The sequence below is a fragment of the Streptomyces sp. 11x1 genome (assembly GCF_032598905.1).
GTDB lineage: Bacteria > Actinomycetota > Actinomycetes > Streptomycetales > Streptomycetaceae > Streptomyces.
Genome location: NZ_CP122458.1, coordinates 9,299,789 through 9,325,168, shown reverse-complemented (window position 1 = coordinate 9,325,168; position 25,380 = coordinate 9,299,789). Strand labels below are relative to the sequence as shown.

Here is a 25,380-nt window from a genome sequence, read left to right as displayed (position 1 = left end):
CTGGGAGTGACCGATGCAGTCAGGCGCACCGTATTCGGGAGCCGGCCGGGTCATCGCCGACCGCTATCTCCTGCTGAACCAGCTGGGCAGCGGCGGCATGGGCCATGTCTGGCTGGCGCACGACCGTCAGCTGGACTGCGAGGTGGCGCTCAAGGAGATCGTGTTCCGCCATCCGGGCGAGGCCGAGCAGGAGCGCACCGCCCGCGTGGCCCGCGCCCGCGCGGAGGCCCGGCACGCCGCCGGACTGCGCGCCCACCCGAACGTGGTCACCGTGCACGACGTCCTGGAACACGACGAGCTGCCGTGGATCGTCATGGAGTACGTGCCGGGCGCCCTGGACCTGAAGGCGCTGGTGACCCAGCGAGGCTCCCTCGCGCCTGCCGAGTGCGCCCGGATCGGGCTCGCCGTGCTGGACGCGCTGACCGCCGGGCACGAGCGCGGCATCATGCACCGGGACGTCAAGCCGGCCAACATCCTGCTCGCCCCGGACCGCACCGGATCACCGTACGCACGCGTCCTCCTCACCGACTACGGCATCTCCGTCCAGCCGGACACCCAGGAGACCCGGTACACCCGGACCCATGTCCTGGTCGGGACCGCCGGGTATCTGGCACCCGAGCGGGCGCAGGGTGGGGCGCCGACCGCCGCGTCCGACCTGTTCTCGCTGGGCTGCACGCTCTACCACGCCGTCGAGGGGTACGGGCCGTTCGACCGCGACTCGGAGATCGCGGCGCTCACCGCCGTGGTCCTGGAGCAACCGCGCCCCATGCTGCGGGCGGGCGCGCTGGAACCGGTGCTGGCCGCCATGCTCGCCAAGGACCCCGTACACCGGATCACCGCAGCCGAGACCGAGGCGGCGCTCTCCGCGATCGTCACGCCCCAGGCCCACCCGCGCACCGAGCCCGACCTCGGCTCGCAACCGCAGTGGGCGAGCGGGCCCACGCACACGGCGGATCACGGGTACCCCCTCGCCCCTCCGGGCGCGCACGAGACACCGTGGTACGCGCCGTCGGGCGGAGCCGGCGAGCCGGGAGGAGGGGGTGCACCAGCACGTGCGGACAGCTGGTCCCCACCGGAGCACCGGGGGGCGGGCTCCGGCGGGCATCACCGTCGGCACCGCAGCCGCGCCCTGCTCGCGGGCGTGGCGACCACCCTCGGTCTCGCTCTGGTCGTCGGCGGAACCTGGTACGCCATGGGGAACATGAAGGAGCTGACGGACGGCCTCGGCGGCGGAGGCGGCGGGAACGCGACGCTGCCGTACGGCAGGGCCGTGGGCCTGACCGAGCCACTGAAGGACGGTGACTGCGTCGACGTCACCTGGCGCGACACCCCGTTCACCGACCTGGCCGGGCTTCGGATCGTGGCCGGGTGCGCGGGGCCCACGATGGACGGCCAGGTGATGGCCTCCTACGAGGTCTCGTCCGCCGCGGACGCCCGCGCGGGCGGCGCGGCCCGGTGCGAGCAGCTCACGGCGGAGGCCCGGGACAGGCTCGTGGACGTCCGCTCCCTCGCCGTGGTGCCGACCGACGACGGTTTCGACGCGGCCGGCCGCCGGGTCGCCTGTCTGCTGCTGGGCGAGCGCAGGCCGGTGTGGGGGCCGATCGGTGAGTACCGGACGGTGGGTGAGACGGTGCTCCTCGACGTGGCCACCCTGCAGAAGCAGGACTGTTTCGACCGCATCTCCGAGAACAAGATCCGGCTGGTGTCCTGCCGGGGCCGCCATCGGGAGAAGGTGCTCGGGTTCCATGAGATGAGCCCCGGCATCACCTACGACAAGGCGCAGAAACAGGCTCTCGCCGCCTGCGAGGAGAACCTGCCGCCGGTGCAGTACGGCTATGAGCCCGATCGGACCGGATCCGGTTTCTGGGTCAGCGAGGACGGCTGGAAAAAGGGCGCACATTTCGTCGTCTGCACTGTCATTTCCGCCACTGGGGGCACCATGGAGGGAGAAGAAGCCTGAGGACCTGAGGAAGGGTGTCGCGATGCCCGGTTCGACGAAGGCCATGGGGGTGCTCACCGTCGGTGGGCTGGTCATGGTGACGGCCTACTCGGTGGCCCTCGGCAGCAACGGCTGGCTGTGGTTCGGCTGGGTCGTCCTGGGGCTGCTGACTCTGGGGATGGTGGCGGCGCGCACCTGAGGCCCACCGGGGCTCAGCAAAGAGCTCACCCAGGGTGATCCTCAGGTGCGGGGTATTCCCCCGTCCGGGTGTACGCCCGGCTGGTATTTCGGCAGCCGGGCGGTGATCTTCATGCCCGCGCCCACCGCGGTCTCGATGACCAGGCCGTGGTCGTCCCCGTAGACCTGGCGGAGCCGCTCGTCGACATTGCTGAGGCCGATGCCGCCGGACGGACTGGTCTCGCCGGCGAGGATACGGCGGAGCACTGCGGGTTCCATGCCGACGCCGTCGTCCTCGATGACGACGAGGGCCTCGGCTCCGGCGTCCTGCGCGGTGATGCTGATGTGGCTCTTGCCGGCGGCGGTGACGGACCGGCCTTCGAGCCCATGCTTCACCGCGTTCTCCACGAGGGGCTGGAGGCAGAGGAAGGGCAGGGTGACCGGCAGGACCTCGGGGGCTATCTGGAGCGTGACCGAGAGCCGGTCGCCGAAGCGGGCCCGGACCAGCGCCAGATAGTGGTCGATGGCGTGGAGTTCGTCGGCGAGGGTGGTGAAGTCGCCGTGTCTGCGGAACGAGTAGCGGGTGAAGTCGGCGAATTCCAGCAGCAGTTCGCGGGCGCGCTCGGGGTCGGTGCGGACGAACGAGGCGATCACCGCGAGCGAGTTGAAAATGAAGTGCGGGGAGATCTGGGCGCGCAGGGCCTTGATCTCGGCCTCGATCAGTCGGGTCCGGGACTGGTCGAGATCGGCCAGTTCGAGCTGTACGGAGACCCAGCGGGCGACCTCGCCGGCCGCCCGGACGAGGACGGCGGACTCGCGGGGCGCGCAGGCGACGAGCGCCCCGTGGACCCGGTCGTCGACCGTCAGGGGGGCGACCACCGCCCAGCGCACCGGGCAGTCGATGATGTCGCAGGTCAGCCGGAAGGCTTCGCCCCGGCCGGTCTCCAGGGGCCCCGCCAGGCGCCCCATGATCTCGGCGCGGTGGTGCTCGGCGACGCCCTCCCAGGCGAGGACGGACTCGTGGTCGGTGAGGCAGAGCGCGTCCGTGCCGAGCAGGGTGCGCAGCCGTTTGGCCGATCTGCGGGCCGTCTCCTCCGTGAGGCCGGCGCGCAGCGGGGGCGCGGCGAGGGTGGCGGTGTGCAGGGTCTGGAAGGTGGCGTGCTCGACGGGTGTGCCGAGTCCGCCGAGGCTGTCGCGCGGGCGGGCCGTACGCCGGCCGAGCCAGAAGCCGGCCGCGAGCAGCGGGAGCACGGCCACGCAGAACCCGGCCAGGAACCCGGTCACTTCACCGCTCATCGCTCACCTCCTGCATCTGGTACACCGCTCACCGCTCGTGGGTTCCCGCCCCGGTCGCCCCTCATCGCCGCCACAGTTCGATCTCCTTGGTCGCCGCGCGGGTCCGGCCGCCGACGAGTTCCTCCGGGAGGTGGAAGCGGGCCAGGATCGCCGGGGTCTCGGCCGGGACCTTGCCGGGGGTGGCCAGGGACACCAGGACCATCGTGAGGAAGCCGAGCGGTACGGACCAGAGGGCGGGCCAGGCCAGCAGGGCGTGCAGAGTGCCGGTGCCGGGGTATCCGGCCATCGTGGCGGCGACCGCGAGGAGGGCAGCGCCGCCTCCGACGAGCATGCCCGCGGCGGCGCCCGGCGGGGTCAGGCGCCGCCACCAGATGCCGAGGACGAGCAGCGGGCAGAACGAGGACGCCGAGACGGCGAAGGCAAGGCCGACCGCGTCGGCGACAGGCAGCCCGCCGACCAGGACGCTCGCGGCGAGCGGCACCGCCATGGCGAGGACCGTGGCGAGCCGGAAGTGCCGTACGCCCCGGGCGGGCAGCACGTCCTGGGTGAGGACACCCGCGACCGCCATGGTCAGTCCGGAGGCGGTGGACAGGAACGCGGCGAAGGCACCGCCCGCGACCAGTGCGCCGAGCAGGTCGCCGCCGAGGCCGCCGATCATCCGGTCCGGGAGCAGGAGGACGGCCGCGTCGGCGTCGCCGGTGAGGGTGAGGTCGGGGGCGTAGAGCCGGCCGAGTGCTCCGTAGATCGGGGGCAGGAGGTAGAAGACGCCGATCATGCCGAGGACGACGACCGTGGTGCGGCGGGCGGCGACACCGTCCGGGCTGGTGTAGAAGCGGACGACGACGTGTGGCAGGCCCATGGTGCCGAGGAAGGTGGCGAGGATCAGCCCGTAGGTGGCGTACAGGGGGCGTTCCTCGCGGCCGGACGCCAGCGAGGTGGACATGCCGCCGTTGGTGCCGCGGTCGGCGACGGGGACGGGGTCGCCCTCGGCGAAGGTCAGACGGGTGCCCCTCTCGATGCGGTGGGTGCCGCCTGGCAGGTCCACGCGCCGGTTGTCGTGGCGGCGGCCGTCGATCGTGCCGGTGGCAGTGACGGTGAGCGGGCCGTCGAGCTTCAGGTCGAGGGTCTCGTCGACGCGGACGACACGCTGTTCACGGAAGGTCGCGGGCTCGTCGAAGGCGTGGCGCGGGGCGCCGTCGCCCTGCCAGGCGAGGACGAGGAAGAGGGCGGGGACGAGGAGGGCGGTGAGCTTGAGCCAGTACTGGAAGGCCTGGACGAAGGTGATGCTGCGCATGCCGCCGGCGGCGACCGTGGCGGAGACGACGACGGCGACGATGACGCCGCCGAGCCATTCGGGGGCGTCGGTGAGCACGTTCAACGTCAGTCCCGCGCCCTGGAGCTGGGGCAGGAGGTAGAGCCAGCCGACGCCGACGACGAAGGCCCCCGCGAGCCGTCGCACGGTCTTGGAGGCAAGCCGGGCCTCGGCGAAGTCGGGCAGGGTGTACGCGCCGGAGCGGCGCAGCGGGGCGGCGACGAACAGCAGGAGGACGAGGTAGCCGGCGGTGTAGCCGACCGGGTACCAGAGCATGTCGGGGCCCTGGACGAGGACGAGGCCGGCGATGCCGAGGAAGGACGCGGCGGAGAGGTACTCGCCGCTGATCGCGGCCGCGTTGAGGCGGGGGCCGACGGTGCGGGAGGCGACGTAGAAGTCGGAGGTGGTGCGGGATATGCGCAGGCCGAAGGCGCCGACGAGGACGGTCGCGACGACGACGAGGGCGACCGCGGGGACGGCGTAGTTCTCGTTCACGGGTTCACTGCTTCCGTCGCCTCAGCGGTCCTCGACGAGGCGGACGAGGTCCTGTTCGTTGCGTTCGGCGCGGCGTACGTGCCGCAGGGCGAGGAGGACCAGGGGTGGGTAGACGCCGAAGCCGAGGAGGGCCCACTCCAGGCCGGCGCCGTCCGGTGTCGCGGCGAAGACCAGGGGCAGCGGGCCGACCAGCAGGACCAGGATCGCGAACACGGCGAGCGCGGCACGGAGTTGGCTGCGCATGAGGGAGCGGACGTAGGTGTGGCCGAGGGTGGTCTGTTCGTCGATCTCGGTGCGAGGGCGCTGGTGGCCGGACGGGCGGGGGGTGCGGCGGGGCACCCCGGTGACGACGACGCGGCGTTCGGTGGGGTCGTTCGGCATGGCGGCTCCTCAGCCCGTGGTCCGGCGCATCAGCAGGTCGCGCAGTTCGCGGGCGTGGCGGCGGCTGACCTGGAGTTCCACGGAGCCGACGAGGACGCTGACCGTGCCCGCGTCCAGCCGGAGTTCGCCGACGTGCCGCAGGGCGACGAGATGACGGCGGTGGATGCGGACGAACCCGCGTGCGCGCCAGCGCTCCTCGAGGGTCGACAGGGGGATGCGGACGAGGTGGCTGCCGTGCGGGGTGTGCAGTCGGGCGTAGTCGCCCTGGGCCTCGACGTGGGTGATGTCGTCGACGCTGACGAAGCGGGTCACCCCGCCGAGTTCGACGGGTATCTGGTCGGGGTCGGGTTCGTGGACGGGGATCGACGGGGTCGGGGCCGTGATCGCCTCGCGGAGCTGGGCGGCCCGGCGGATCGCCTCGGCGAGGCGTTCCCGGCGTACGGGTTTGAGGACGTAGTCGACGGCCTTGAGGTCGAAGGCCTGGACGGCGAAGCCCTCGTGCGCGGTGACGAAGACGACCAGCGGGGGCCGGGCGAAGCCGGTGAGAAGGCGGGCGAGGTCGAGGCCGTCGAGGCCGGCCATCTGGATGTCGAGGAAGACGACGTCGATCGCCTCGGGCCCGTCGGGGCCGGACTCCAGGGCGCGGTTGATCCGCCGCAGTGCCTCGGTGGCGTCGTTGGCGCCCTCGGCGCTGCCGACCCGTGGATCCGCGTTCAGCAGGTACAGCAGCTCCTCCAGGGAGGGTTTCTCGTCATCGACGGCGAGCGCGCGCAGCATGAACGTGGAGTGTAGGAGTAATTCGTACTCCTGCACACGGGCGCGCGGCGGAGGCCTTCGCGCCGGGGGTCGCGGACGCCTTCCGCTGGCTACAGTGCCCTCATGAACAGCAAGTCCGCGGCGTTCGACGAGCTCGACCGCAAGATCATCACGGCGTTGATGGCGAACGCGAGGACCAGCTTCGCCGAGATCGGCTCGGACATCGGGCTTTCGGCCACCGCGGTCAAGCGGCGGGTGGACCGGTTGCGGGAGACCGGGGTGATCACCGGGTTCACGGCCACCGTGCAGCCGGCCGCGCTCGGCTGGCGCACGGAGGCGTACGTGGAGGTGTACTGCGAGGGCGCGGCGCCGCCCCGGCGGCTCGCGGAGGTGGTCCGCAACCATCCGGAGATCACGGCGGCGATGACGGTGACCGGGGGCGCGGACGCGCTGCTGCACGTGCGGGCGGTCGACGTGGAGCATTTCGAGGAGGTGCTGGAGCGGATCCGCACCGAGCCGTTCATCCGGAAGACGATCAGCTACATGGTGCTGTCGCACCTGCTGCCGGAGGCTCCGGAGGCCGCCGCGACCCAGGACGCAGCGAACGTGCGCTGAGCGGGTTCAACACGCAGCATTACTGCGCGAACACGCAACGTTCGTTCCTTGTCGTGCGCCTGGCCCGATTCCTACCGTGGTGTCATCCCCGTCGACACCGTCAGGAAGCGGAGAAACCCTCTGTGCCCGACAGCCGTGTGCCGCGCCTTCGGCGCTTTCTCGTCTGCGAACCCAGACACTTCGCCGTGCAGTACTCGATCAATCCCTGGATGCATCCGGACGTCCCCGTGGATGTCGACCTCGCCCAGGATCAGTGGCAGGAACTGATCCGCGCCTACCGGACCCATGGTCACACCGTGGACACCGTGGAGCCGGTGGCGGCGCTGCCGGACATGGTGTTCGCGGCCAACTGCGCGCTCGTCCTCGGCGGCCGTGTCCTCGGCTCGCTGTTCCACGCGCCCGAGCGGCGCGCCGAGTCCACCGCCTACGACGCCTGGTTCAAGAGCGCCGGGTACGAGGTGTTCCGCTCGGAGTCGGTGTGCGAGGGAGAGGGCGATCTGGTACCCACCGGTCGCTATCTGCTCGCCGGGACCGGCTTCCGCACCACCCGTGAGGCGCACCGCCAGGCACAGGAGTTCTTCGGTGTCCCCGTGATCAGCCTCCAGCTGGTGGACCCGCGGTTCTACCATCTGGACACGGCGCTGTTCGTCCTGAACGACGGGAGCGACGGCTCCGCGGGCAACATCGCGTACTACCCGGAGGCCTTCTCCCCCGGCAGTCGCGCGGTCCTCGCCCGCCTCTACCCGGACGCGGTGATCGCCACCCGCGAGGACGCCATGGCCTTCGGCCTGAACTCGGTCTCCGACGGCCGTCACGTCTTCATCTCGCCACGCGCCAAGGAGCTCGCCGACCAGCTCGCCCGGCAGGGCTACGTTCCCGTCCCCGTCGACCTGTCGGAGTTCCAGAAGGCCGGCGGCGGCATCAAATGCGTCACTCAGGAGATCCGCTCATGACCGCTCCCGTCCGCGCGCGTTCGTCGGCCGACCTGATCCGCGCCGAGGAGCCCGTCCTCGCGCACAACTACCACCCGCTGCCCGTGGTGGTCGCCCGCGCCGAGGGCACCTGGGTCGAGGACGTCGAGGGCCGCCGCTATCTGGACATGCTGGCTGGCTACTCCGCCCTCAACTTCGGGCACCGCCACCCGGCGCTGATCGAGGCCGCGCACCGCCAGCTCGACACCCTCACCCTCACCTCACGGGCGTTCCACAACGACCGGCTCGCCGAGTTCGCCGAGTCGCTGGCCGAGCTGACCGGCCTGGACATGATGCTGCCGATGAACACGGGCGCCGAGGCCGTGGAGAGCGCGATCAAGGTGGCCCGCAAGTGGGCGTACGAGGTGAAGGGCGTCCCGGCCGACCGGGCGACGATCGTGGTGGCCGACGGCAATTTCCACGGCCGGACGACGACGATCGTCAGCTTCTCCACCGACCCGGTGGCCCGGGACGGCTTCGGCCCGTTCACGCCCGGGTTCCGGGTGGTCCCGTACAACGACCTCGCGGCGCTGGAGGCGGCGGTCGACGAGACGACGGCCGCGGTGCTCATCGAGCCCATCCAGGGCGAGGCGGGCGTGCTCATCCCGGACGACGGCTATCTGCGCGGGGTCCGCGAGCTGACCCGGCGCACCGGCTGCCTGTTCATCGCCGACGAGATCCAGTCGGGCCTCGGCCGCACCGGCCGGACGCTCGCCGTGGAGCACGAGGACGTCCTCCCCGACGCCGTACTGCTCGGCAAGGCCCTCGGTGGCGGCATCGTACCGGTGTCGGCGATGGTGGCCCGCCGTGAGGTGCTGTCGGTCCTACGGCCCGGCGAGCACGGCTCGACGTTCGGCGGCAACCCCCTCGCCGCGGCGGTCGGGTCGGCGGTCGTCGAGCTGCTGCGCACCGGGGAGTTCCAGCTCAGGGCCGCCGAACTCGGCGGGGTGCTGCGGGCGGGGCTCACCGAACTGGTCGGCCGGGGCGTTGTCGGTTTCCGGGCGCGCGGACTGTGGGCGGGCGTCGACGTCGACCCCGCGATCGGTACGGGCCGCGAGATCAGCCGGCGGCTCATGGAGCGGGGCATTCTGGTCAAGGACACCCATGGCTCCACCATCCGGCTGGCCCCGCCCCTGACGATCACGGCGGCGGAACTCCGTTCGGCGCTGGGGACGTTGGGGGAGGTCCTGGGCGAGGGTTCCTGAAGCCGAGGGCGTCTCACGAGGCGAAGCCGCCCCCCGCGCCCCGGAAGGGGCGCGGGGGGCGGCGCGAGCAACCACGACGACCCCGCGGCGGGAGGCGAAGGGGCACCCCCTGGGGACGGGACGAGGAGGGGCGGAGGGGGCGGAACACGCCGCTCAGGACCGCAGCCGATCGAAGCGGAACGGCAGGAGCACCTCTGGCCTCCGCCCGGTGCGGATGTACTCGGCGAGCCGCGCCCCGGTCGCCGGCCCCAGCGTGACCCCCAGCATCCCGTGCCCGGTCGCCGCGTACGCGTTCTCATGGCTCGGAACCCGGTCGACCACCGGCAGCCCGTCCGGGAGGAACGGCCGCCCTCCCACCCACGGATCCCGGATCAGGCTCACCAGATCGTCGGGATCGTCGAACCAGCGGCCCAGATAGGGCCGGCTCGCGAGGGCGACCGCGACGACCCGCCGCCAGTCGAGCCGGTTGTTGTTGCCGCTCAGTTCCATCGTCCCGCCGATCCGCGTGGTGCCGCCGATCGGCGAGGCGACAGCCCGGCGCTCACCGAAGTACAGCGTGTGGCGAGGCGCCGGATCCAGCTCCACGGAGAAGCTGTAGCCCTTGCCCGCCTGGAGGGGCATCGGCCTCCCCAGAGCGCGCAACAGGCCGGGCGAACGCATCCCTGCGGCGACGACGACGGCCGAGCAGGGGATCTCGCCGTGCGCGGTGCGCAGTGCGGTGATCCGCCCCCCGGCGGACCGGAAACCGGTGGCCTCCGCGTTCTCGTGAACCTTCACCCCGGCTGCGGCGAGCGCGTCGCCGAGCGCTTGGGCGAAGGCCTCCGGATCGACCACCCCCTCGCCCTCGACGAGATAGGCCGCGCGCACCGTGGGCGCCAGCGCGTCGTCCAGCAGCCGGGCGTCGGCGCCCGTGGTGACGTCGTCGGGCAGCGGGTAGCGGCCCTCCGCCATCTCCCGCTGGACGGCGAGGTGGTGGCGGGCCTCGGCCGGGGACAGGAAGGCGTGCACCATGCCGGGCCGGGTGAGGGTCGTGTCGACGCCGGCCTCGCGCAGCCCTTCGAACAGGTCGAAGGTGGTGCGGTTCAGCTCCGCGATCGCCGCGTAGCCGTGCCGGAACGCGGCCGGTGTGCTGTTGCGCCAGAACCGCCACAGCCACCGGACGAAGGCCGGGTCCGGCAGCGGCCGTAGGTACAGGGGCGAGTCGGGGCGGCCGAGCGAGCGCAGGGCGTAGCGCAGGACACCGGGGGCCGGCACGGGTGTCGAATGGCTGAGGCAGACCCAGCCCGCGTTGCCGCGGGACACCCCGGAGCCCAGGCCTCGGCGCTCCACGACCTCCACCGGAACCCCGCCGGCGGCCAGGTAGTACGCCGTGCACAGCCCTACGACACCACCGCCGACGACCACCACCGGGGCGTCGCCGACCGGTCCGCCGGTATCGGACGCTCGGGTCATGACGCGGTCCCGTACGAGGCGAGGAACTCCCGGGTGCGCGCGTGGGCCGGACGGTCGAGGACCTCCTCGGGTCGGCCCTCCTCCACGATCCGGCCCCCGTCGACGAAGACGACGTGGTCGGAGACCTCGCGGGCGAACGGCAGCTCATGGGTGACCAGCAGCATGGTCATGCCGTCGGCGGCGAGTTCCCGCATCACGCTCAGTACCTCCCGGGTGGCCTCCGGGTCGAGGGAGGAGGTGGGTTCGTCGAAGAGGAGCACCTCGGGGGTGAGGGCGAGGGCGCGGGCGATGGCGACGCGCTGCTGTTCGCCGCCGGAGAGCTGGTCGGGGAGGGCGAGGCCACGATGGGCGACCTTGACCCGGCGCAGCAGGGCCACGGCCCGCTCCAGTGCCTGCTGTTCGGGGACGCCCGCCTTGCGCTGGGCGAGGACGACGTTCTCGACGGCGGTGAGATGCGGGAAGAGGTTGAACCGCTGGAAGACCATGCCGACGGTACGGCGCAGCCGGGCGAGGTCGCGGCAGACGGTGCGGCCGCCCTGGTGCACCACTTTCCCGGCGACCTCGACCGTGCCCCGGTCCGGGCGTTCCAGCAGGTTGACGCAGCGCATCAGCGTCGTCTTGCCGCCGCCGCTCTGCCCGATGACGCTGACGATGCGGCCCCGGGCGACCTCCAGGTCGACGTCGTCGAGGACGAGACGGCCGTCGAAGGACTTGCTGAGGCCGCTGATGCGGACGACGGTGTCGGCGGTCGCCGGGTGTTCGCCGGGCGTGAGCTTCTGGGGGTCGGCCTCCGCGGACCTGTCCCCCGCGGTGGCTGCTCCGGGTGCGGCCTTCTCGGGTGTGGTCGCCGACTCGGTCATACGGCACCTGCCTTCATGTCGGCGTCGTCCCCGACCGGGACGGTCGGGCCGGTGGCGAGCAGCGCGCGGGCCGCGTTCAGACGTCGGCGTCGCCAGGGAGACAGGGGCACTCCGGCCCGCACCCTGCGCTCCAGCAGGAGGAGCAGTTGGGAGAGCGGATAGCAGAGGGCGAAGTAGACGGCCGAGATGACGAGGTACACCTCCAGGGCGCGGAAGGTGGCCGAGGTGATGAGCCGGCCCTCGGACATCAGCTCGGCGGCGGAGACGGTGACCAGCAGCGAGGTGGACTTCAGCAGGTCGACGAGCATGGTGTTGGTGCCGGGCAGCGCCTGACGTACGGCCTGCGGCAGGATGACGTGGCCGAAGATCCCCGCCCGGCCGAGGCCCAGCGCCTCACCGGCCTCCGTCTGTCCCGCGTGCACCCCGCTGATCGCGGCGCGGAAGATCTCCGAGAGGTAGGCGGCGTAGAAGACCACGAGGCTGAGGCAGCCGGCCGTGAAGACGTCCAGGCGGACACCGGCCGAGGCCAGCCCGAAGTAGGTGAGGAAGATGATGGCGAGGAGGGGGACGTTCTTGAACACCTCCGTGTAGACGGCGGCGGCGGCACGCGCGGCCCACGCCCGGCTGAGCCGGAGGAGAGCCACCGCGAGGCCGAGCAGCACCGCACCGACGAAGCTCACGACCGTGTAGGAGACGGTGCGCCAGAGGGCGTCGACGAGATCGCTCCGGTAGTCGGACCAAGGGACTTCGAAGAAGGCGGCGAGATCGGACACGTCGGCCCCTCACTCGCCGACGGACGGCGGGGTCCAGTCCCGTGGCCGGTCCACGCCCCGTCGCGCGGCGGCGACATCGGCCGTCGGCACGAGGAACTGCTTCGGGTCACCGCCGTACTTCTCGACCAGCCCGGACATCTCACCGTTCTCGTACATGCGGTCGATCTCGGCGGAGATGGCCTTCTCCAGCTTGCCGGCCTTCTTCGGGAGGTAGAAGCCGGTCTGGTACGGCTGGAAGTAGGCGTAGGCGGGCTTCGCCTCGACCTCCGCCGCGCTCGGCGGGGTCAGGTACTGCGTGCTGATCCTCAGGTCGGGGCGTTCCTTCTGGGCCGCGATGATGATGAGCGGGTCGAGGAAGCCGACGTCGACACGGCCCGCTCCGAGGTCGTCGAAGACGCCATTGGCATCGGGGTAGGCGTGCAGCTCGGCACCCGGGACGGACTGGATCGACTTGACCCAGACATAGCCCTCGACGGTCCCGAGGTCGCGGCCCTCCAGGTCGTCGACCGTCCGGTAGGTTCTGCCGTCGCGGACGGCCATCGCCGGGGGCGAGTAGTAGGGCGGGTCGGTGAACAGGCCCTGCTTCTGCCGGTCCGCCGACCAGGCGACCCCGCCTATGGTGATGTCCACCCGGCGGGACTGCACCCCGGCGAGCATGCCGGCGAAGTCCGTGACCTGGGGTTCCACCTTCAGGCCCAGTCTCTCGGCCACCTGGTTGAGGATGTCGCCGTCCAGTCCGACGATCTTGTCGCCCTGGACGCTGGTGTAGGGCGCGTAGGGCTGGACGGCGACCTTGATGACGCCGGGCGTGAGGGTGCCCAGGGCGGCGGTCTTCGCAGACACGTTCGCCGGGTCGTCGCCGCCGTCCGCACCACAGGCGCCGACGGTGGACAGCAGGAGGGTCGCGGACAGAGCGGCGACGAGTGGACGCAGACGGTTCATCGGCGGGGCCTTCCGTATCGGCCTGCGGGCCCCGCCGGTCACCGCGGTGTGCCTCCGGCGGGGGTGTGATGAGGCCAAAGGCTACGAGCGGGCCGGTCGCCGGTCACTGTTCGCTTCGTACGAACTTGTGGTGAACTCCGGCCCTCCCGCTGTACGGTGCGTCCAGCTTCGGTCCGCCTCTCGACGGGAGGAACACCCGTGCTGAGCCCGTCGCTCGCTCAGGAGATCGCCGGGGACACCTCCGCGGTGATCGGCTTCAACGTGCTGATCACCGATGCGGAGGGCATGGTCATCGGCAGCGGCGACAGCAGCCGGGTCGGCACCTTCCACGAGGCCTCCGTCGAGGTGATCCGCACCCAGGAACCGGCCGCGCACAGTGCCTCGCAGGCGCATCGGTTGCGGGGTGTGCGGCCCGGTGTCACCCTTCCCCTGGTCACGGACGGGCAGGCGGTGGGCACGGTCGGGATCACCGGCACACCGGCCCAGGTGCGGCGGTTCGGCCTGCTGGTGAAGCGTCAGACGGAGATCCTGCTGCGGGAGTCGGTGATGCTGCGCTCCCGGCTGCTCGCCGAGCGGGCGGCCGAGAAACTGTTCGCGGACATCGCCTCCTACGATCCTCAGGTGGTCGAGGGCGACTTCCTGCTCTTCCGTGCCGCCGAGCTGGGCTTCGACCTGCGGTTGCCCCGGGTCGCGGTGGCCTTCGAGGTGACCGTGGCCGAGCCGGGCGGCCGCCGGCACGGCGGAGCGCCGACCCGGGACATGGCACTGGTGCGCTCGGAGCTGCTCCGCACGGTCCGTGAGGTGTTCGCCGACCCCCAGGACATCGTCGCCACCACGGCTCCCGGCCGGCTCGGCGTGCTGCACCGCCTGCGGACCGACCGGGCGACGGCGTCCCTGACGGCCGACTGCCGCCGGGTCGCCGATCTCATCGCCGCGCAGAACTCCCTCACGGCCCGCGCCGGTATCGGCGGACCGGCCGACTCCGTGGGCGCCCTGCACGACTCCTACCAGGACGCCTGCGACGCGCTCCGGCTGACGGCCCGGTGGGCGGGCGGTTCCGCCGGGCGGCCGACCACCCGCGCGGCGGGCGACGGCCTGGTGCATCCGATCGCCGATCTGCGGATCCAACAGCTCCTGGCGGCAGTGGGCCAGCCTGCCCGAGGCCGACTGCTGGCGGTGACCGCCGCGGACCTGCGTGTCCAGCCGGACTGGGCGGTCCTGCGCGACACGATCATCGCCTGGTGCGAGGGCGGCTTCAATCTCGTACGGGCCGCCGAGGCGCTGCACGTCCATCGCAACACCGTGGTCTACCGCATGCAGAAGATCGAGCAGTTCACCGGCCGGTCGCTGCGCGACCACCGTGCCACCATGGCCCTCTATCTGGCCTGTCTGTCGGACGAGTTGGGCGGGGCTCCGAAGCTGCCCGCGCGACCCGGGGAAGTCGCGGACGACCAGCCGCCGAGGCCCGGACGGACAGGCTGAGAGGCTCTGCGAGCGGAGTCCGGTCACGGCTCTGCGGTGTGCAGCGGCCGGAGCAGCAGCAGGGCGATGTCGTCGGTGTGCCGGCCGGTGCGGTGGGTGTGGTGCACGAGGTCGTCCACGAGTTGGTGCAGCGGGAGGTCGCCGGAGTCGCCGAGGTGGTCGGCGAGGTCGGTGATGGTCCGGCCGATGTCGCTGCCGGGGTCCTCCACCAGGCCGTCGGTGTAGAGGGCGAGGAGTGTCTCCGGGGCCAGGGACAGCGTGGTGGGCGGGTAGGCGGGGGTCCCGAGGCCGACACCGAGCGGAGGGCCGGGGCGGATGTCGACGGGGTGGGTGCGACGGTCGGTGTGGCGCAGCAGCGGTGGCGGGTGCCCGGCGCTGGCGAGGGTGACCTCGTGACGGGCGAGGTCGAGGTGGGCGTAGAGGCAGGAGACGAAGCGGCCGGCGTTCAGGTCGGCGAGGTCGCGGTCGGTGCGGGTGAGGACCTGCTCGGGCGTGGCTCCGGCCGTGGCGTGGGCGTGGACGGCCATGCGCACCTGCCCCATGAGGGCGGCGGCCGCCATGTCGTGGCCCTGGACGTCCCCGATGACCGCGGCGGCGGTGGTGTCGGTCAGGCGGATGAGGTCGTAGAAGTCGCCGCCGATGTCCATGCCGTGGCTCGCGGGGAGGTAGCGGGCGGCGACGTCCAGGCCGGTCACGGTGGGCAGGGCGTGCGGCAGGAGGGTCTGCTGCAGGGCGTGGGCGAGGTTGTGCTGGGCGTCGTAGAGGCGTGCCCGGTCCAGGGCCTGGGCGATGAGCCCGGCGAGGGGCGTGAGGACGGAGCGCTCGGCGGCGGAGAAGGGGTGGGGGTCGTTGTAGGCCAGCAGGAGGCAGCCGATGGGGTGCCCGGAGCTGAGCAGCGGCAGGAAGGCCCATGCGTGCTTGTCGGTGATCTGCGGGGCTCTCGGATAGAGGCGGGCGAGTTCACCGCGGTCGGCGAAGAACGAGGCGGCGCCGGTGGTCAGGGCGCGCCCGGCGGGGGTCAGATCGGCGTCCGTCGGCAGACCGTCGAACTGCTCGATGACGGCGGGGTCGTAGCCCCGGGACCCGATGATCTGGATGCGGCCGGCCTGCGCGGTGGACATGATCATGCCGTGGGCGCCGAAGGCGGGCAGGATCCGGTCGGCGACCAGATCGACGACGTCCTGGACGCCGACGGTCTCCGTCAGTGCCGCTGCCAGCGCCATCAGCAGGTGGATGCGGCTGTGCGACGGGGTTCCCGTGAGGGTCGGCCGCCCGCCGAGGGGCTTGGAGGACGGGTCGGGGGCGATCAGGACGCTGGTGCCGCTGTCGTCCGTCTGGAGGCGGAGGTCGAGCCACTGGTTCGGGGGCCGCAGGACGGTCAGCGCGACCGGCTCGCGGCTGCTCAAAGCAGTGCGGTACGCGTCCATGTACGCGATGTTGTCGAGCCAGGTCAGGGACTGCCAGGGCCACGTGCCCAGCAGTTGCTCGGCCGGTCTGGCCAGCAGACCGACGGCCGCGGCGTTCACATAGGTGATGCGGCCGCCCAGGTCGAGGGCGAGCGTGCCCAGGGGCAGGCGTTCCACCAGCCGGGCCGCCTCGGCCCCGGACTGCGGTGTCGGCTCCGCGGTGTCGGGGCGGACGAAACGTGGCCGGTCGGGGATGGCCGGGGGCCTGTCGGCGGCGTCCAGGACGCGGGCGACACTGCGGGCGCCGGCCGTGATGTGCCCGCGCTCCCGGCGGCTGAGGGCCGGTGACCGGCCCGGGGACCACATCAGCAGCAGCGCGCCCCGGCAGTGCCGGACCTCGGGGAGCGGGACGACCGCGAAGGCGACCTGGTAGGGGATGCTCGCCGCGACGCGCGGGTAGCAGCGGGCGAGTTCGTCCAGGGAACTGACCCAGACCAGCCGCTCGTTGCGTACCGCGTCCTGGGTCGGGCCGTGCACGGTGTAAGGGGCCCGCCACCACGGTGCGAAGGCGTCGACCGGGATTCCGCACAGGGCGATCAGTCCGAGGACGGACTCGTCCGGGTCCAGGACGTAGACGCCTCCGGACCTGGCACCCGTACGGCGCACCGCCGCCGCCAGGGCATCGCCGAGCGGATCGTTCACGCCCGGCTCCTCCCCGGACCCGGTCATTCGGCGCCACGCCCTACGCGCATATGCCGACGCTAAGCCCGCTCGCGGGAGACGGCATGTCGATCAGGGGGTACGGGCGGGCGGGAGCGCGTGGTGCGCCCGCCGGGCCGAGAGGAGACGAGCCGTGCCGTGCCGTGCCGACGCAACACGTCCCCGCGTGGCCGCCGGCCCGCCGGTCCTCCAGTCCGCCGGGTGGCGGTCGGCGTCCTCGCTGTTCGGTTTCCTCCGGCCTCCTCCCGGTGACGTGGCAGGTAGGGCTACGATCAATCGTCGACACGCTGGACGAGGCCCACCAGCGCTCCTGCGCCTGACGCAGCGTCAGCGAGGTCGGCGAGGAGTCCTCGTGAGTCCGAACACGTCCACAGAGCCGATCCGGTAGCGCGAGGGAGACGCCGTGTTCTATTACCTGCTCAAGTACGTGCTTCTGGGCCCCCTGCTGAGACTGGTCTTCCGGCCTCGCATCGAAGGCCTCGAACACGTGCCGTCGTCGGGCGCGGCCATCGTCGCGGGCAATCACCTGTCCTTCTCGGACCACTTCCTGATGCCCGCGATCCTCAAGCGCCGCATCACCTTCCTGGCGAAGGCCGAGTACTTCACCGGCCCGGGGCTGAAGGGCAGGTTGACGGCGTTCTTCTTCCACAGCGTCGGGCAGATCCCGGTCGACCGCTCCGGCAAGGAGGCGGGCCAGGCCGCCATCCGTGAGGGGCTCGGCGTGCTGAGCAAGGACGAACTCCTCGGCATCTATCCCGAGGGCACCCGTTCGCACGACGGCCGCCTCTACAAGGGCAAGGTCGGGGTCGCCGTCATGGCGCTCAAGGCCGGGGTGCCCGTCATCCCGTGCGCCATGATCGGCACCTTCGAGGCGCAACCCCCGGGCAAGGTCATCCCCCACATCCACCCCGTCGTCATCCGCTTCGGCAAGCCCCTCGACTTCTCGCGCTACGAGGGCATGGAGAACGAGAAGGCCGTGCTGCGCGCCATCACCGACGAGATCATGTACGCGATCCTCACGCTCTCCGAACAGGAGTACGTCGACCAGTACGCGGCCGTCGTGAAGGCGGAGGAGGCCACCGCGGCGAAGGAGCGGAAGTTCCCGCGTATGCCACTGAGTTGAGCGTATTGGCCCAGGTGTTCTGCCGGTAGCAGAGCATCAAGACGCCCGGCACCGGAACGTCGTACGGTCGAGGCCATGACACGACGTGCTGTGGTGGTCGGAGCGACGGGACAGATCGGCCGGGTGGCCGTGGGCGCACTGGCTCGCGACGGGTGGGAGGTGACGGCCGTCTCACGGGGCGGCGGCCGGGACGACGACTGGCCGGATGAGGTGCGGACCCTCTCCGCCGACCGGGGCGACGACACGGCGCTGGCGGCCGCGATCGGTGACGGCTGCGACGCACTGGTGGACGTGGTCGCCTACGGCCCCGAACACGCCCGGCAGTTGCTGGCGCTGGCCGACCGGGTGGGCTCGGCGGTCGTCGTCTCCAGCGTCTCGGTGTACGAGGACGACGAGGGCCGCAACTTCGACACCCAGGAGGAGCCCGGCGGCTTTCCCGCCTACCCGCTGCCCCTGCCCGAGAGCCAGCGCACGGTCCGGCCGGCCGACACCTCGTACAGCACCCGCAAGGCGGGCCTGGAGCGTGAACTCCTCGCCGGGGGCGACCGGTTGCCCACGACCCTGCTGCGCGCGGGCGCCGTCCACGGACCGCACTGCCGTACCCCGCGCGAGCTGTACTTCGTCAAGCGCAACCTGGACGGCAGGCCGCGCCGGGTCCTCGCGTACGGCGGTGCGAGCCGCTTCCATCCGGCGAGCGTCCACAACATCGCCGAGCTGATCCGGCTGGCGGCCGCCCGGCCCGGTTCGCGGGCGCTGAACGCCGTCGACCCCGACGCGCCCACCGTGGTGGAGATCGCCGCCGCCATCGATGCGGTGATGGGCGTACGGACGGAGAACGTGCTGGTGGACGGCCCCGCCCCGTCACCCAGGGTGGGCGACACCCCGTGGTCCGTGCCGGTGCCCGTGGTGTGCGACATGTCGGCGGCGGAGCGGGAGTTGGACTACCGCCCGGTGGTCCGGTACGCGGAGTCGCTGCCGCGGACGGTCGCGTGGATCGAGGACCGGCTGGCGGGCGGACGGGACTGGCGCGAGGCGTACCCCAAAATGGCCGAGGCGTACGGGGACCTCTTCGACTACGCGGCGGAGGACGCCTGGCTGGCGGGGCGACAGGCGTGAACACCCGCGCGCGTGCGTGAGCGGCGCATGGGTGAGGGGGCGACCGTCGTTGCCGGTCGCCCCCTCACTGTTCTCTCATGGCCCTACGGCCCCTTCAGGCCTGCGGGTGCAGGTCCTACGGGGTCGGCGTGGCGTGCGGGGCGCACTTCACGTCGGCCTTGCCCACCTTGCCGGTGAGCAGGTAGGTGTCCACGCGCTCGTTGACGCACGGGTTGACCAGACCGGTGACTCCGTGGGAGCCGGCCTTCTGCTCCGTGATCAGCCGGGAGCCCTTGAACCGCTTGTGCAGCTCGACGGCGCCCTCGTACGGCGTGGCCGCGTCCCGCTCGGACTGGACGATCAGGACGGGCGGCAGGCCCTTCCTGGTCTTGACGTCCACCGGGGTGTACTGCTTGGACTGCCAGGTGGCGCACGGCAGGTTCATCCAGGCGTTGGCCCAGGTCATGAACGGGTGGTTCTTGTGCAGCCGGGTGTTGTCGCGGTCCCACTTCTTCCAGCTCGTGGGCCACTTGGCGTCGGTGCACTCGACCGCCGTGTAGACGGCGTTGCCGTTCTCGGAGGCGGCGTTGCCCGCGGTGTCGGTGAGGTCCGGGGCGGCCGCGTCGACCAGCGCCTGGGTGTCACCGGCGGTGTACTTGCTCCACACCTGGGCGGTGGGCGCCCACGCGGAGTCGTAGTACGGGGCGCTCTGGAAGAAGGAGATCAGCTCGGCCGGGCCGACCAGCCCGCCGAGCGGGTTCTTCTTCGCGGTGGCGCGCAGCTTCAGCCAGTTCGCCTGCACCTTCGCCTGGGTGTCACCGAGGTGGTAGGTGGCGTCGTTCGCCGCGACCCACTTCGTCCAGTCCTTCCAGCGGCCCTCGAAGGCGACGTCCTGGTCCAGGTTGGCCTGGTACCAGATCTTCTCGCGGGAGGGGTTCACCACGCTGTCGACGACCATGCGGCGCACGTGGGTCGGGAAGAGGGTGCCGTAGACGGCGCCGATGTACGTGCCGTACGAGACGCCGAGGAAGTTGAGCTTCTTCTCCCCGAGGGCGGCTCGGATGACGTCCAGGTCACGCGCGGTGTTCGGGGTGGTCATGTGCGGCAGCATCGCGCCGCTGCGCTCCTTGCAGCCGACCGCGTACTTCGCCGCGAGCCTGCGCTGCCCCCGCTTGTCGGCCTCGGAGTCCGGGACCGGGTCCATCTTGGGCGCCTTCACGAACTCCTGCGGGTCGGCACAGGAGATGGGCGCCGACTTGCCGACACCACGCGGGTCGAAGCCCACGAAGTCGTAGGCCTTGGCCGTGTTGACCCACAGCGGGTTCTTGGTGGTGACCCGGCGCGGGAAGCGCAGGCCGGAGCCGCCCGGACCGCCGGGGTTGTAGACGAGCGCGCCCTGGCGCTCCTCCTTCGTACCGGTGCTGTTGATCCGGTCGACGGCGAGCTCGATCTGCTTGCCGTTCGGCTTGGCGTAGTCCAGCGGCACGGTGACCCAGCCGCACTGGATGGGCTTCTCCAGACCCCAGCCCTCGGGGCAGTCCTGCCAGGCGATGCCCTGCTTCGCCGCCTTCGCGGCGGCTACGGCGACTCCCTTGGCCTCACGGTCCCGCGCACTCGCACCGTCCGCGGCACCGGCCGCGGGCGCGGTGACGGCACTGGCTATCAGGGTCGCCGTGACGAGCAGTCCGGCGGAGCCGAACGCTCCCGCCCTCCTCGTCGGCCTCATACCTCTCAAGAGGGAACTCCCCGTACATCGATTCGAAGTGTCGAATGGTCACGGGGATCCTCGTTCCTGTGAGGCACCTGGGAACAGGGGGCCCACGTGTTCTTTATTAATCCGATAACCGGTGCGGAAAGTCCCGTTCAGCGGATGGCGGACTCGCTCCCCTCAGCCGTCCAGCTCGGCGAGAGCCTGGTCGAGCACACGCCGCAGCCGCAGCGCATCGGGGGCGAGCGCGCTGACGAGGACGGCGGGGCCGGCGAGCGGAGTGAGCACGGCGGTCTCCCCCAGCACCCTCGGCTCGGGCAGCTTGTCGACGAACTCCGGCCGTACGACGAGGAGTTGCCCCAGCGCCCGGTGTCCACCGAGCACCGCGGGTCCGTCCCAGCCGCCGGGTGCCCCCGGCCCGCTTCCCACCTCCTGGTCGAGCAACGGCCGCCCGCCGAACAACAGGGTCAGCCGGCTCCGCAACCGTCCCGGCTCCTCACCGGCCCGGCCGAGCACCTGCTCCTCCCGGAACACCGACCGCGCCCCGACGGCGAGTTCCAGCCGCGTCGACACGGCCAGGTCGCTCCCCTTGGCAGAGATCAACTGCTCGGGCAGCCACCGCAGTTCGCCTCCGGCGGCCACGTCGATCCGTACGTCGTAGCGGGCCTCTCCCCTGGCCTGCCCGGGCAGCGCAATCGTCGCGGCGGCCGACCCGACGTCCAGCCGGGCCCCCTCGCCGATCTCCGCCTCGACGGCGAACCGGTCCCCGCCGAGCGGCCCGCTCATCGCCCCGACCAGCATGACGCGCGCCGCGTCACCGCTCCCCCGGGTGCGCCGCAGGGCCAGGGGTCCGTCGCTCTCCAGCACGGGCAGGGCCGTACCGCCGCGCCCGTCGGCGCGGGCCGCGATACGCGCGGTGGCCCTGACTCCGGTGGTCCCCCTGTCCCGCTGCACGGCGGCCCCTCGGACCACCGTCATGCCGTCCACGCCGCGAGCTTCTCCCGGACCCAGGCGGCGACGTCCGCGACCCCGGTCCCGCCGCGCAACGACTGGAACACCACGGGCAGGTGCGCACGCTGCGCCTTCGCGTCCGCGGCCATCCGGGCGAGGTCGGACCCGACATAAGGCGCGAGGTCCGTCTTGTTGACGACGAGCAGGTCGGCGGTGGTGACACCGGGCCCGCCCTTCCGGGGGATGTCGTCGCCGCCGGCCACGTCGATGACGAAGATCTGCGCGTCGACGAGGCCCTTGGAGAAGGTGGCGGTCAGGTTGTCGCCGCCGGACTCGACGAGGATCAGGTCGAGCGGTCCGACCTCGTCCTCCAGATCCTCCACGGCCTCCAGGTTCGCGGAGATGTCGTCCCGGATGGCCGTGTGCGGGCACGCCCCCGTCTCCACGGCCGTGATCCGCTCGGGCGGCAGTACGGCCTCCCGCAGCAGGAACTCGGCGTCCTCCCGGGTGTAGATGTCGTTGGTCACGACCGCGAGGGACAACTCGTCCCGCAACGCCCGGCACAGCGCGGCGACGGTCGCCGTCTTACCGGACCCGACGGGCCCACCGAGCCCCACGCGCAGGGCCCGCCGAGTCCCGTCGGGCCGCCGCGCGTCCGCGGCGAGGGCGGAGGGGCCGTCGTGGGAGTGGGTGTGGTCGAGATGCATGACTGCGGCTCCTTGTTCGAGGGGGGTGGGGTATTCGCGGAAGAGCTCGGGGAGAACGGCCGTAGGGCGGGTGCGGGTGCGTGGGGCTTCTCGCGCAGTTCCCCGCGCCCCTAGAGGATTCAGGCCCTGTGGGCCCGAAAAAAGCCGGGGCGCAGCCCCGCTCTTTTCCAGGGGCGCGGGAAACTGCGCGACCAGCCCCCACCGGACGGACGCCCGGGGGTCAAAGGGGCGCAGCCCCTTGAGGACGGGACGGGTAGGGGCGGCGGGGGCGAACCCCTCTCAGGACGCGAACAACCGCACAGGCCAAGCCGCATGCACCTCCGCACCGATCTCCGACAACGGCCCGGAAGCCACCGGCAGACCCCCCACCCCACCGGCCCTCACCCCCCGCGCCGCCTCGACCGCCGCCCCCACCACCCCGTCCATCTCGGGAGCCAGCCGCGCCAACACCCCCGTCGCCTCGAACGGATCAAGACTCAGCAACCGCACCGTCGCACTGGCCGCCCCACTCACACTCTCGTACGCGGCGCAGTACGCGGCATCGTCCGCCCCCAGCCCGGCGACACGGGCGGCGACCCCCAGCACGACCGGCTGGTGCGCCCCCTTGGGGAACGCCCGCGCCACCGCGTCCAGCTCCCCGGAGGGCCACGTCGCCCGCGCCGCCCGCATCAACTGCCGCCCCAGCTTCCGCGAGGCGACCCGCAGCGCGAGCGACGGCGTACGGGCGTCGGCGGCAACGTCCAGCTCGACCGGGTCGACACCCAGCGCGGCGGCGGCCGCGAGGGACGCAGCCACCAGCCCGGCGGTGTGCAGTCGACCCCGGCAGAACGCCTCCAGCCCCTCCGCCCCGGTGATCAGCCCGGCCTTGACGGCCGCCTCGGCCCCGCCGGAGTGCGCGTGCCCCCCGGCGGGGAAGCGGCCGTCGGCCAGGACGAGAAGAGTCGCCCTAGACATCACGGACCCCAGCCACACGGACCCCAGCCATCAGAAGAGGAAGTAACGCTGGGCCATGGGCAGTTCGGCGGCCGGTGTCGCCTCGACCAGTTCCCCGTCGATGTGCACGGCGAAGCTGTCGGGGTCGACGCGCACCTCGGGCCGCGCGTCGTTCTCCCGCATGTCCGCCTTGGTGACCCCGCGGGTCGACTCGATGGCGACGAACCGCTTGCCCAGCGACAGCCGCTCCGGCAGCCCGTCCTCGATGGCGAGCGGTGCCACGAAGTTGAACGAGTTGGAGGCGGGCGCCCGCCCGATGGCCCCGTACATGGGACGCGGGAGGATCGGCTGCGGCGTGGGGATGGAGGCGTTTGCGTCGCCCATCTGCGCGTAGGCGATCTGCCCGCCCTTCATCACGAGCTGCGGCTTCACGCCGAAGAACGCGGGCTCCCACAGCACGAGGTCGGCGAGCTTGCCGCTCTCGACGGACCCGATCTCCTTGGAAAGACCCTGCGCGAGCGCCGGGTTGATCGTGTACTTGGCGACATAGCGACGTACCCGTCGGTTGTCCGCACGCCCGTCGCCGGGGAGCGCGCCGCGCCGTCGCTTCATCACGTGCGCGGTCTGCCAGGTCCGCAGAATGACTTCGCCCACCCGGCCCATGGCCTGCGCGTCGGAGGAGATGATCGAGATCGCGCCCAGGTCGTGCAGGATGTCCTCGGCCCCGATGGTCGACGGCCGGATCCGGGACTCGGCGAACGCGAGGTCCTCGGGAACGGCCGCGTTCAGGTGGTGGCAGACCATCAGCATGTCGAGGTGTTCCTCGGCGGTGTTGACGGTGTAGGGGCGGGTCGGGTTGGTGGAGCTGGGCAGGACGTGCGGCTCGGAGACGACGGTCATGATGTCGGGCGCGTGCCCGCCGCCCGCGCCCTCGGTGTGGTAGGCGTGGATCCCGCGCCCGGCGATCGCCGCGAGCGTGTCCCCTACGAAACCGGCCTCGTTGAGGGTGTCCGTGTGGATGGCGACCTGGATGCCGGTCCGTTCGGCGACGGTCAGCGAGGCGTCGATGACGGCCGGGGTCGAACCCCAGTCCTCGTGCAGCTTGAGGCCGAGGGCGCCCCCGCGGATCTGGGACAGCATCGCCTCGTGCGAGACCGTGTTGCCCTTGCCGAGGAACCCGATGTTGAGCGGGTACTGCTCCATCGCCTCCAGCATCCGGGCGAGGTGCCACGGGCCGGGTGTGACGGTCGTGGCCTTCGAGCCCTCCGCCGGTCCCGTGCCTCCACCGACCAGGGTCGTGACACCGGACGACAGGGCCTCGTCGGCGATCTGCGGGCAGATGAAGTGGACGTGGGCGTCGATGGCCCCGGCGGTGACGATCCGCCCGTTGCCCGCGATGATCTCCGTCTCGGGGCCGATGACCAGGTCGGGGTGGATCCCGTCCATGGTGTCGGGGTTGCCCGCCTTGCCGATGCCGGTGATCCGGCCGTCCCGGATGCCGATGTCGGCCTTGACGATGCCCCAGTGGTCGATGATCACCGCGCCGGTGATGACGGTGTCCGGGGTGCCTTCTGCGCGCGTAGCACGCGCCTGGCCCATGGATTCGCGGATGACCTTGCCGCCACCGAACACGGCCTCGTCGCCGGCGAGTCCGGGTCCGCCGGAGCGGTCCTCCTCGATCTCGACGAGCAGATCGGTGTCGGCGAGCCGGATGCGGTCACCGGTGGTGGGGCCGAACAGGTCCGCGTACGCGGCACGCGAGATCTCAGGCATCGAGGGCACCTCCGGTCTCCCCGCGCAGACCGGGCACGACACGAGCGCCGGTGAGCGGTACGAGTTCGACGTCGACGGGGATCCCGGGCTCGAAACGCACGGCGGTGCCGGCGGCGACGTTCAGCCGCTTGCCGCGCGCGGCGGCGCGGTCGAACTCCAGGCCGGGGTTGGCCTCGGCGAAGTGGTAGTGGGAGCCGACCTGGACGGGCCGGTCGGCGGCGTTGAGGACGGTGAGCCGGGTGACCTCACGGCCCTGGTTGTAGACGATCGGGTCCGAGGCGAACAGGATCTCTCCGGGAATCACTGGC

At 71.9% G+C, this 25,380-nt stretch carries 23 protein-coding genes; 8 read left to right on the top strand and 15 right to left on the bottom strand.

The features are described 5' to 3' along the window. Window positions 1-13: 13 nt before the first annotated feature. Both P8T65_RS41055 and P8T65_RS41050 read left to right on the top strand, forming a co-directional pair. On the top strand, window positions 14-1,960 hold the full coding sequence (locus P8T65_RS41055) for a protein kinase domain-containing protein (RefSeq protein ID WP_316730494.1): 1,947 nt from the start codon (window positions 14-16) through the stop codon (window positions 1,958-1,960). A 22-nt stretch (window positions 1,961-1,982) separates the two neighbouring features. Further along, on the top strand, window positions 1,983-2,138 hold the full coding sequence (locus tag P8T65_RS41050) for a hypothetical protein (protein WP_184896882.1): 156 nt from the start codon (window positions 1,983-1,985) through the stop codon (window positions 2,136-2,138). Window positions 2,139-2,179: 41 nt separating this feature from the next. Here P8T65_RS41050 and P8T65_RS41045 read toward each other — a convergent pair whose 3' ends face one another. The 4 genes from P8T65_RS41045 to P8T65_RS41030 all read right to left on the bottom strand — a co-directional run bounded on the left by P8T65_RS41045 (window position 2,180) and on the right by P8T65_RS41030 (window position 6,377). Beyond that, the gene (locus tag P8T65_RS41045) at window positions 2,180-3,400 is read right to left on the bottom strand and encodes a histidine kinase (protein WP_316731881.1); all 1,221 of its coding nucleotides are present in this window, start codon (window positions 3,398-3,400) and stop codon (window positions 2,180-2,182) included. Between the two features lie 73 nt (window positions 3,401-3,473). Next, on the bottom strand, window positions 3,474-5,219 hold the full coding sequence (locus tag P8T65_RS41040) for a cation acetate symporter (RefSeq protein WP_316730493.1): 1,746 nt from the start codon (window positions 5,217-5,219) through the stop codon (window positions 3,474-3,476). A gap of 21 nt (window positions 5,220-5,240) precedes the next feature. Continuing rightward, window positions 5,241-5,600: a hypothetical protein gene (locus P8T65_RS41035; protein ID WP_316730491.1), complete on the bottom strand. Its 360-nt coding sequence runs from the start codon at window positions 5,598-5,600 to the stop codon at window positions 5,241-5,243. 9 nt (window positions 5,601-5,609) lie between these two features. After that, window positions 5,610-6,377, bottom strand: a complete 768-nt coding sequence (locus P8T65_RS41030; RefSeq protein ID WP_230224475.1) for a LytTR family DNA-binding domain-containing protein — start codon at window positions 6,375-6,377, stop codon at window positions 5,610-5,612. Between the two features lie 102 nt (window positions 6,378-6,479). Here P8T65_RS41030 and P8T65_RS41025 point away from each other — a divergent pair, with 102 nt between their 5' ends. The 3 genes from P8T65_RS41025 to rocD all read left to right on the top strand — a co-directional run bounded on the left by P8T65_RS41025 (window position 6,480) and on the right by rocD (window position 9,147). Further along, window positions 6,480-6,971 carry an Lrp/AsnC family transcriptional regulator gene (locus tag P8T65_RS41025; protein ID WP_045562354.1) on the top strand — a complete coding sequence of 164 codons (492 nt, stop codon included), beginning with the start codon at window positions 6,480-6,482 and terminating at the stop codon, window positions 6,969-6,971. A 122-nt stretch (window positions 6,972-7,093) separates the two neighbouring features. Next, window positions 7,094-7,924 carry a dimethylargininase gene (gene ddaH / locus P8T65_RS41020; RefSeq protein ID WP_316730489.1) on the top strand — a complete coding sequence of 277 codons (831 nt, stop codon included), beginning with the start codon at window positions 7,094-7,096 and terminating at the stop codon, window positions 7,922-7,924. Next, window positions 7,921-9,147: an ornithine--oxo-acid transaminase gene (rocD, locus tag P8T65_RS41015; RefSeq protein ID WP_316730488.1), complete on the top strand. Its 1,227-nt coding sequence runs from the start codon at window positions 7,921-7,923 to the stop codon at window positions 9,145-9,147. The genes ddaH and rocD overlap by 4 nt, the downstream gene beginning before the upstream one ends. Window positions 9,148-9,300: 153 nt before the next feature. Here the strand turns inward: rocD and P8T65_RS41010 are convergent, their stop codons facing one another. The 4 genes from P8T65_RS41010 to P8T65_RS40995 are packed head-to-tail and all read right to left on the bottom strand — an operon-like array spanning window position 9,301 to window position 13,174. After that, window positions 9,301-10,599: an FAD-dependent oxidoreductase gene (locus tag P8T65_RS41010; RefSeq protein ID WP_316730487.1), complete on the bottom strand. Its 1,299-nt coding sequence runs from the start codon at window positions 10,597-10,599 to the stop codon at window positions 9,301-9,303. Next, entirely contained in the window at window positions 10,596-11,459 is an 864-nt protein-coding gene (locus P8T65_RS41005; RefSeq protein ID WP_316730486.1) for an amino acid ABC transporter ATP-binding protein, read from the bottom strand. The genes P8T65_RS41010 and P8T65_RS41005 overlap by 4 nt, the downstream gene beginning before the upstream one ends. Then, complete coding sequence (locus P8T65_RS41000) at window positions 11,456-12,232, bottom strand: amino acid ABC transporter permease (RefSeq protein ID WP_316730484.1); 777 nt, start codon at window positions 12,230-12,232, stop codon at window positions 11,456-11,458. Before P8T65_RS41000 ends, P8T65_RS41005 begins: the two co-directional genes overlap by 4 nt. 9 nt (window positions 12,233-12,241) lie before the next feature. Beyond that, window positions 12,242-13,174: a transporter substrate-binding domain-containing protein gene (locus P8T65_RS40995; protein WP_316730483.1), complete on the bottom strand. Its 933-nt coding sequence runs from the start codon at window positions 13,172-13,174 to the stop codon at window positions 12,242-12,244. Window positions 13,175-13,372: 198 nt separating this feature from the next. On the opposite strand from P8T65_RS40995, the gene P8T65_RS40990 reads away from it, so the two are divergent. Next, window positions 13,373-14,656, top strand: a complete 1,284-nt coding sequence (locus tag P8T65_RS40990; RefSeq protein ID WP_316730481.1) for a sugar diacid recognition domain-containing protein — start codon at window positions 13,373-13,375, stop codon at window positions 14,654-14,656. A 23-nt stretch (window positions 14,657-14,679) separates the two neighbouring features. Here the strand turns inward: P8T65_RS40990 and P8T65_RS40985 are convergent, their stop codons facing one another. Beyond that, entirely contained in the window at window positions 14,680-16,791 is a 2,112-nt protein-coding gene (locus tag P8T65_RS40985) for a SpoIIE family protein phosphatase (protein WP_316730479.1), read from the bottom strand. Between the two features lie 394 nt (window positions 16,792-17,185). Here P8T65_RS40985 and P8T65_RS40980 point away from each other — a divergent pair, with 394 nt between their 5' ends. Together P8T65_RS40980 and P8T65_RS40975 are read left to right on the top strand one after the other, a co-directional pair. Further along, complete coding sequence (locus tag P8T65_RS40980; protein ID WP_316730478.1) at window positions 17,186-17,905, top strand: lysophospholipid acyltransferase family protein; 720 nt, start codon at window positions 17,186-17,188, stop codon at window positions 17,903-17,905. 90 nt (window positions 17,906-17,995) lie between these two features. Continuing rightward, complete coding sequence (locus tag P8T65_RS40975) at window positions 17,996-19,021, top strand: NAD(P)H-binding protein (protein ID WP_316731880.1); 1,026 nt, start codon at window positions 17,996-17,998, stop codon at window positions 19,019-19,021. A 115-nt stretch (window positions 19,022-19,136) separates the two neighbouring features. Here the strand turns inward: P8T65_RS40975 and P8T65_RS40970 are convergent, their stop codons facing one another. The 6 genes from P8T65_RS40970 to P8T65_RS40945 form a co-directional block, all read right to left on the bottom strand. Beyond that, on the bottom strand, window positions 19,137-20,726 hold the full coding sequence (locus tag P8T65_RS40970) for an alpha/beta hydrolase (RefSeq protein ID WP_316731879.1): 1,590 nt from the start codon (window positions 20,724-20,726) through the stop codon (window positions 19,137-19,139). A 162-nt stretch (window positions 20,727-20,888) separates the two neighbouring features. After that, a complete protein-coding gene (locus tag P8T65_RS40965) occupies window positions 20,889-21,686 on the bottom strand; it encodes an urease accessory protein UreD (protein ID WP_316731878.1) in 798 nt (265 codons plus the stop codon). Then, the gene (ureG, locus tag P8T65_RS40960) at window positions 21,683-22,366 is read right to left on the bottom strand and encodes an urease accessory protein UreG (RefSeq protein WP_230224461.1); all 684 of its coding nucleotides are present in this window, start codon (window positions 22,364-22,366) and stop codon (window positions 21,683-21,685) included. Before ureG ends, P8T65_RS40965 begins: the two co-directional genes overlap by 4 nt. A gap of 279 nt (window positions 22,367-22,645) precedes the next feature. Further along, on the bottom strand, window positions 22,646-23,320 hold the full coding sequence (locus tag P8T65_RS40955; RefSeq protein WP_316730475.1) for an urease accessory UreF family protein: 675 nt from the start codon (window positions 23,318-23,320) through the stop codon (window positions 22,646-22,648). Between the two features lie 30 nt (window positions 23,321-23,350). Continuing rightward, entirely contained in the window at window positions 23,351-25,072 is a 1,722-nt protein-coding gene (locus P8T65_RS40950; protein WP_316730474.1) for an urease subunit alpha, read from the bottom strand. After that, complete coding sequence (locus tag P8T65_RS40945; RefSeq protein WP_184896850.1) at window positions 25,065-25,376, bottom strand: urease subunit beta; 312 nt, start codon at window positions 25,374-25,376, stop codon at window positions 25,065-25,067. The genes P8T65_RS40950 and P8T65_RS40945 overlap by 8 nt, the downstream gene beginning before the upstream one ends. Window positions 25,377-25,380 lie beyond the last annotated feature (4 nt).

What these genes read in the sequence shown, in the direction of transcription:
- P8T65_RS41055 (WP_316730494.1), top strand. Translation starts at nt 14, where the DNA reads ATGCAGTCAGGCGCACCGTATTCGGGAGCCGGCCGGGTCATCGCCGAC.
- P8T65_RS41050 (WP_184896882.1), top strand. Translation starts at nt 1,983, where the DNA reads ATGCCCGGTTCGACGAAGGCCATGGGGGTGCTCACCGTCGGTGGGCTG.
- P8T65_RS41035 (WP_316730491.1), bottom strand. Translation starts at nt 5,600, where the DNA reads ATGCCGAACGACCCCACCGAACGCCGCGTCGTCGTCACCGGGGTGCCC.
- P8T65_RS41030 (WP_230224475.1), bottom strand. Translation starts at nt 6,377, where the DNA reads ATGCTGCGCGCGCTCGCCGTCGATGACGAGAAACCCTCCCTGGAGGAG.
- P8T65_RS41025 (WP_045562354.1), top strand. Translation starts at nt 6,480, where the DNA reads ATGAACAGCAAGTCCGCGGCGTTCGACGAGCTCGACCGCAAGATCATC.
- rocD (WP_316730488.1), top strand. Translation starts at nt 7,921, where the DNA reads ATGACCGCTCCCGTCCGCGCGCGTTCGTCGGCCGACCTGATCCGCGCC.
- P8T65_RS41010 (WP_316730487.1), bottom strand. Translation starts at nt 10,599, where the DNA reads ATGACCCGAGCGTCCGATACCGGCGGACCGGTCGGCGACGCCCCGGTG.
- P8T65_RS41005 (WP_316730486.1), bottom strand. Translation starts at nt 11,459, where the DNA reads ATGACCGAGTCGGCGACCACACCCGAGAAGGCCGCACCCGGAGCAGCC.
- P8T65_RS40995 (WP_316730483.1), bottom strand. Translation starts at nt 13,174, where the DNA reads ATGAACCGTCTGCGTCCACTCGTCGCCGCTCTGTCCGCGACCCTCCTG.
- P8T65_RS40985 (WP_316730479.1), bottom strand. Translation starts at nt 16,791, where the DNA reads ATGACCGGGTCCGGGGAGGAGCCGGGCGTGAACGATCCGCTCGGCGAT.
- P8T65_RS40970 (WP_316731879.1), bottom strand. Translation starts at nt 20,726, where the DNA reads ATGAGGCCGACGAGGAGGGCGGGAGCGTTCGGCTCCGCCGGACTGCTC.
- P8T65_RS40965 (WP_316731878.1), bottom strand. Translation starts at nt 21,686, where the DNA reads ATGACGGTGGTCCGAGGGGCCGCCGTGCAGCGGGACAGGGGGACCACC.
- ureG (WP_230224461.1), bottom strand. Translation starts at nt 22,366, where the DNA reads ATGCATCTCGACCACACCCACTCCCACGACGGCCCCTCCGCCCTCGCC.
- P8T65_RS40955 (WP_316730475.1), bottom strand. Translation starts at nt 23,320, where the DNA reads ATGTCTAGGGCGACTCTTCTCGTCCTGGCCGACGGCCGCTTCCCCGCC.
- P8T65_RS40950 (WP_316730474.1), bottom strand. Translation starts at nt 25,072, where the DNA reads ATGCCTGAGATCTCGCGTGCCGCGTACGCGGACCTGTTCGGCCCCACC.